At 38.5% G+C, this 4,975-nt stretch carries 6 protein-coding genes; 4 read left to right on the forward strand and 2 right to left on the reverse strand.

The window, feature by feature from the left end:
* Window positions 1-261: 261 nt before the first annotated feature.
* Complete coding sequence (locus WB217_RS10265; protein ID WP_423993111.1) at window positions 262-1,281, forward strand: hypothetical protein; 1,020 nt, start codon at window positions 262-264, stop codon at window positions 1,279-1,281.
* Between the two features lie 43 nt (window positions 1,282-1,324).
* Here the strand turns inward: WB217_RS10265 and WB217_RS10270 are convergent, their stop codons facing one another.
* On the reverse strand, window positions 1,325-2,128 hold the full coding sequence (locus WB217_RS10270; RefSeq protein WP_423993113.1) for a CsxC family protein: 804 nt from the start codon (window positions 2,126-2,128) through the stop codon (window positions 1,325-1,327).
* A 319-nt stretch (window positions 2,129-2,447) separates the two neighbouring features.
* On the reverse strand, window positions 2,448-2,897 hold the full coding sequence (locus tag WB217_RS10275; RefSeq protein WP_423993119.1) for a CotY/CotZ family spore coat protein: 450 nt from the start codon (window positions 2,895-2,897) through the stop codon (window positions 2,448-2,450).
* On the opposite strand from WB217_RS10275, the gene WB217_RS10280 reads away from it, so the two are divergent.
* The 3 genes from WB217_RS10280 (at window position 2,859) to hutP (ending at window position 4,967) form a co-directional block, all read left to right on the forward strand.
* A complete protein-coding gene (locus tag WB217_RS10280) occupies window positions 2,859-3,473 on the forward strand; it encodes a hypothetical protein (RefSeq protein ID WP_423993121.1) in 615 nt (204 codons plus the stop codon). The genes WB217_RS10275 and WB217_RS10280 overlap by 39 nt on opposite strands.
* 178 nt (window positions 3,474-3,651) lie before the next feature.
* A complete protein-coding gene (locus WB217_RS10285; RefSeq protein WP_423993115.1) occupies window positions 3,652-4,260 on the forward strand; it encodes a branched-chain amino acid aminotransferase in 609 nt (202 codons plus the stop codon).
* A gap of 269 nt (window positions 4,261-4,529) precedes the next feature.
* A complete protein-coding gene (gene hutP / locus WB217_RS10290; protein WP_423993117.1) occupies window positions 4,530-4,967 on the forward strand; it encodes a hut operon transcriptional regulator HutP in 438 nt (145 codons plus the stop codon).
* The last annotated feature ends 8 nt before the right edge of the window (window positions 4,968-4,975 follow it).

Genomic DNA, 4,975 nt, shown 5'->3' on the forward strand with positions numbered 1-4,975 from the left:
GCAACAAATGATCCAGATTACTTTGACGAATCAGAATAAAAATTATTTCAAAAATGGCGGGGTATTATACTAAGCTTTCAATAGTATATGCCCCTTTATGTATTTTTTAAGAAAAGGAGAAGGGAGGGTAGGGAAAGGATGCACTGAATTCAGCACTTTCCGTAGAACATGCAAAATGAAAACCGAACTTTTCATGAAATGAACTCATTTCAAGGAAATTGGGTAAGTCAAGGACAAAGCGAGCCGGTTAGTGACATTGAAATGGAAAAGGTTTTTGAAGAAATCGATCATGATCTTGGAACATTTCAAAATGAAAATAATAACCGTTCAAGGCCAAAAGGTAAAAGGTCAGGAATGCCTTTAATTTTGGCTCCGCCAGCCATTAAAAGTATTCAAGAAAAACCTGCGTCTAAAAAGACAAGTATATATAAAGAAATCGATGATCAAGAGTTAAGTGATTTTATCGAATCACATGATGATAAGGAATATCTTGATGATTTTAATGATGAAAGCCTGGACTCATTTAATGAAGAATCGTCTATTGATGAACCAAGCTTCCTTGAAGAGGAATCGGGAGAACTATTAACTTCGGGTGATGAATCTGAAGATGAAGTTAAAGATGTTGAGTTTGAGCATGATGATGACGAGACGGGGCAGTATCTGAGAGATTCCGATGAGTATATGTATGAAGATCAAGAATCAATGAACCTTGTTCCGGCTGCTTACAGAGGAATGGATTACCAAATAACTTGTACAAAAGTAAGGCTGCCGGTACATCTAGCTGATGTTGATTTGGAAATTGACATCTTCGATACCTTCAACTTATCAAGGGCAATAGCCTCCGTGACGAAAGTAGATTGCTCACTCCACTCAATTGATGTTGAAGTTTTGCTCCCATCAGCAAACCTTTTTACAAAAGGAATTCTTTTGTTAGATATTGATTATGTTGGTGTAGATAATTGCGGGGCAATGCACTCTGTAAAAATCCACATACCGTGGAGAAAGATTATCAAGGTCCATTGGCTTCATCAGCCAGAACTTTCCTGGAAAAACAATAAAGAATATATGTTTACATCCCCCTTTGGCCAGGAGCATGGATACCACCGTGAATACAGTGAAAGTTTAACGGAGAAAATTGATTTTCACCTGTCAAATTTACATTGCATATGGAATGAGCAATTTATTAATAATGAAAAGGTATTGGTTCAGGGTACTGCAAGGATGCAACTGGATTTATATCAGAATCAATGTATAGACTTGAAGAGGTTTCTTTTACCGTAAAAATTAAATAAGGGTGCCTCAGTAGAGGCACCCTTAACGAAAACTAGTAATCCTTACGGTTGATTACTTCTGACAGTCTTTCTCTCATGCTTTTTGAATGATGCTCCATCTTAGGTCCTGATTCACAAGATTCTTCTGCTTTGTCACCATAGCTGTAGCCAAGATCAACTTGCTGTGTTTGAAGCAATTTGAAGTACAGGCCGACTTCCATTTTTTCAGTGATGCGGCTGAATCTTCCCCAATTGTCAAAATCTTTGTAAAGATCTAAGTCGTTCACGAAGGAAGCTAATAATTTGCATTCAATTGGCTCATTATAGAATTCATACGTGAAAGCACCAGAAGTACAGTTATCAGCACCGTGGCCTTTTTTATCGATAAATCTTCTTTCGTAGACAGTGTTCTTTTGGCTTAGGTTCTCATAGTCAGGGTAGTTGAAGACTTTTACTGCCTGGCTGCATGTAAATGGTACATCTACGCTAAAATCCTTAAGAACACCGCTGCATTGCTCTACATACTGGATGTTCTTGTGGACAACACCAGTAATATAGAGTTTAACCTTATTGTAATCCATTGCAGAGCGGATCGCTTTGCATTGCGTCAAAGATACATTCCTGCGCATGTGCTTGATTTCTCTTGCAGCAGTTGGAAGATAAATGTCAGATTCTACTTCTACTTGAAGTTCTACTTCAGCTAAGGAAACTGGAATATCTGCAACTGGGTACTTTAGATAGTTGCCATATGGATAGAATGAGTCGTTATCGCAATCTACCCGAATAGTTTTTGCTTGATCACAACTAAGCTGAGGCGGGCAGCCATGCCGTGAATCGCAGCCTGTATTTTTCTTCATTCTTTTCACTCCTTTTTTTAATAATCAAAAGCAGTAAGAAACAGTGAATTTCCATTTCTTTCTTTTGACTTACTATTATATATGCCAGTTCGATGACAATGGCATAGACGAATGATAGAGGGCAATCACATATTTTTACTTTAAGTGTTCATATTAAGAGAATTCGGGACAAGTGCGGATAATAGATGAATCAAGAAACCCCACTGGTAATGAGTGGGGTATTAATTAAATCATCTAAACCCAATTCTTTCATGGCAACACATTTGGATATTCAATCCTTTAGAAAAGCCAAGAATAGAATTTTCCTAAAGTAATGTTCCTATCTTGACCTCTTCTTATTGTCTGAACACAAAATTTTCTTGTGGTCCATTTTCTTTGCTTTCACAGGAGGAAAGCAGGTAATGCCGGTAAAATCCTTTAAATCTACTTCTAAACAAGCTCCTGTCCTGATGAAACCTTCAATTCCATTGTGCTTTCCTTCGCACCGCTCAGGACACAATAATTCCAGTATCGCACAGCAATCAGAGCCTTTAACAAAATCGGAAACACGGAAAAAGCTAGAACGAATATCAAAAAAACATCCGTCCATCTTTATTACACCTGTACCGACAAATGTCTCGCAATCTCCCTTGCAGCCGCACAATAATTTAAAAGGAATGGTATCGAAGTCTGAGTGCTTGCTTTGGTCCAGTAATTCTTTAATTGATCTGTCACAGCTGACATCGCAGCCATGTTTTTTTCGTTCCACTTCATGCTGGGCGTCATTGATGTCTCGAACCTTTTTACAGACACAGCTATTGGTATGTTTTTTATCATCATTGTCTCTGTCTTTTTTACATCCACAGTCATGAAAATCCTTATCCCAATCTCTGTGCTTATCGCGATCATTGTGTTTATCGCAATTCCTGTGCTTATCCCAATCGTCGTGCTTATCGTGATCGTTGTGCTTATCACGATCGTTGTGCTTATCGCGATCGTTGTGCTTATCGCGATCATTGTGTTTATCGCAATTCCTGTGCTTATCCCAATCGTCGTGCTTATCGTGATCGTTTTGCTTATCACGATCGTTGTGCTTATCGCGATCATTGTGTTTGTCGCAATTCCTGTGCTTATCCCAATCGTCGTGCTTATCGCGATCATTGTGCTTATCACGATTGTTGTGCTTATCGCGATCATTGTGTTTGTCGCAATTCCTGTGCTTATCCCAATCGTCGTGCTTATCGTCATTGTTGTGCTTATGCACATTCCTGTGCCTATTCTTCGGTTTCTCCATCTTGCATCCACAGTCATGGTCATGATCATGATGGTAATTCATATGAGCATCTCCTTTCTTATAGAGTGGTGATGATATTAACAGAATATGGGGAAAAGCATTGATTTGTATGGGGAGGTGACTATATTGCAGGAAAATCTTTTCTGGATTATGGGAAAACTGAATAAGAACATTTGCTATTTCTTTAATAAACATTCAATATAAAACTTGATTTAGATAGAAGTTGAAAGAAAGTGGAGGAACTGTAAACATGCTGAAAAAACAAATGGAACTTTATCTTGCCAGGAAAATCAATGAGGCATCTTCAAAAGGTGTTATTGAATTACATAGTGAAGAAAAAGAATTCGCAGACCGAAAAGGCCTTCTTGAGGGAGCAGAAGATCCTATCACAGAACTGCCGCAAGAAGAGCGATTTAAAGGTGCTTATATAGAAAGAGGAAACAAAGAAACTGAAGAGTTCCTTGGAAAAGAATCAGCAGATTTCTTAATGCAGCCGATCTCCTATTTCCAAAAGCATAAAAATGAATTTATGTATGTCGAGTCGGAGTGGTGGGAAATAGTAGGTGTTGATGCAGTAAGCTTTGAAGCTGATGATGTATTCGGGACCTATGATGTCATGCTTGGTCTAAAGCTGCAAAAGAAATATGATTCTGGGATCAAATCATACTTAAAAGAGAACCTTCTGGGAGATGGAGAAGGCTTTGATTTAATGTTTGATTCCAATGAAGGGATTTGGAGCCTTAACTTTGCTCTTAATGGTGTGAAAGGCTACGCTGAAGATCTAACTATTAGTGAAGCATATCTTTTAATTTACGGTTTTCTCTTCAGGCTTGCTGAATGGGTAGAAGGCAATAAATAAAAAAACGCCAGCTTGACGTTTTTTTATCCTCTTTTTAATAGGCTGTATTCTAAAATAGTTGTTTTAAATGGGTTGTTCGAAAGCGAAACATTGAAAAAATTTTTGAGCCTGAACTATATATTTTTCAGATGCTTTAGCGTGGCATCATACTACTATATTAGAATACTAAAATTTCCCATAACCATTGACAGAGGCGGGTGGTACGCATAAAATTAAGATTAGTTATTAGTTATTAGTTAATAGGTAAAATTCAGAAAACGGGGTTTATTATGAGCAACCGAATAGCGATTGGTAAAACAGCGATCCTGCTTGCATCCTTAACTGAAGAAGAAATGGGTTTTTTTAGTCCTTCTTTAAAGGGTGCCAACTATTGTATTGGCAAGGTTGGATCGATGAATATGCAAAAGGTGATTTCCGCAGTGGAAACAGCAGCCAAACGCCATGGGCTCATTCATCCCAATTTATACCGCGAAACACATGCACTTTACCACGCGATCATGGAAGGAATGGAAGGAGTGACGAGAGGCCATCTTGCTATCGGCGAGATGAGCAGAACCGTTGGCCTTCGATTTGCAATTGTCCGTGGAACACCTTTCGAGGATCAGAGTGAAGGAGAATGGATTGCGGTCGCTTTTTATGGAACGATTGGCGCTCCAGTTAAAGGCTCGGAACACGAAACGGTAGGCTTAGGAATCAATCATATATAGTTGTACAT

The organism is Mesobacillus sp. (assembly GCF_049588175.1).
In the GTDB taxonomy this organism is placed as follows: Bacteria; Bacillota; Bacilli; order Bacillales; family Cytobacillaceae; genus Mesobacillus.

Excerpts from the sequence above, each read along its gene's own strand:
- WB217_RS10265 (WP_423993111.1), top strand. The coding sequence starts at position 262 with ATGGAAAAGGTTTTTGAAGAAATCGATCATGATCTTGGAACATTTCAA.
- WB217_RS10270 (WP_423993113.1), bottom strand. The coding sequence starts at position 2,128 with ATGAAGAAAAATACAGGCTGCGATTCACGGCATGGCTGCCCGCCTCAG.
- WB217_RS10280 (WP_423993121.1), top strand. The coding sequence starts at position 2,859 with ATGTTTTTTTCGTTCCACTTCATGCTGGGCGTCATTGATGTCTCGAAC.
- WB217_RS10285 (WP_423993115.1), top strand. The coding sequence starts at position 3,652 with ATGCTGAAAAAACAAATGGAACTTTATCTTGCCAGGAAAATCAATGAG.
- hutP (WP_423993117.1), top strand. The coding sequence starts at position 4,530 with ATGAGCAACCGAATAGCGATTGGTAAAACAGCGATCCTGCTTGCATCC.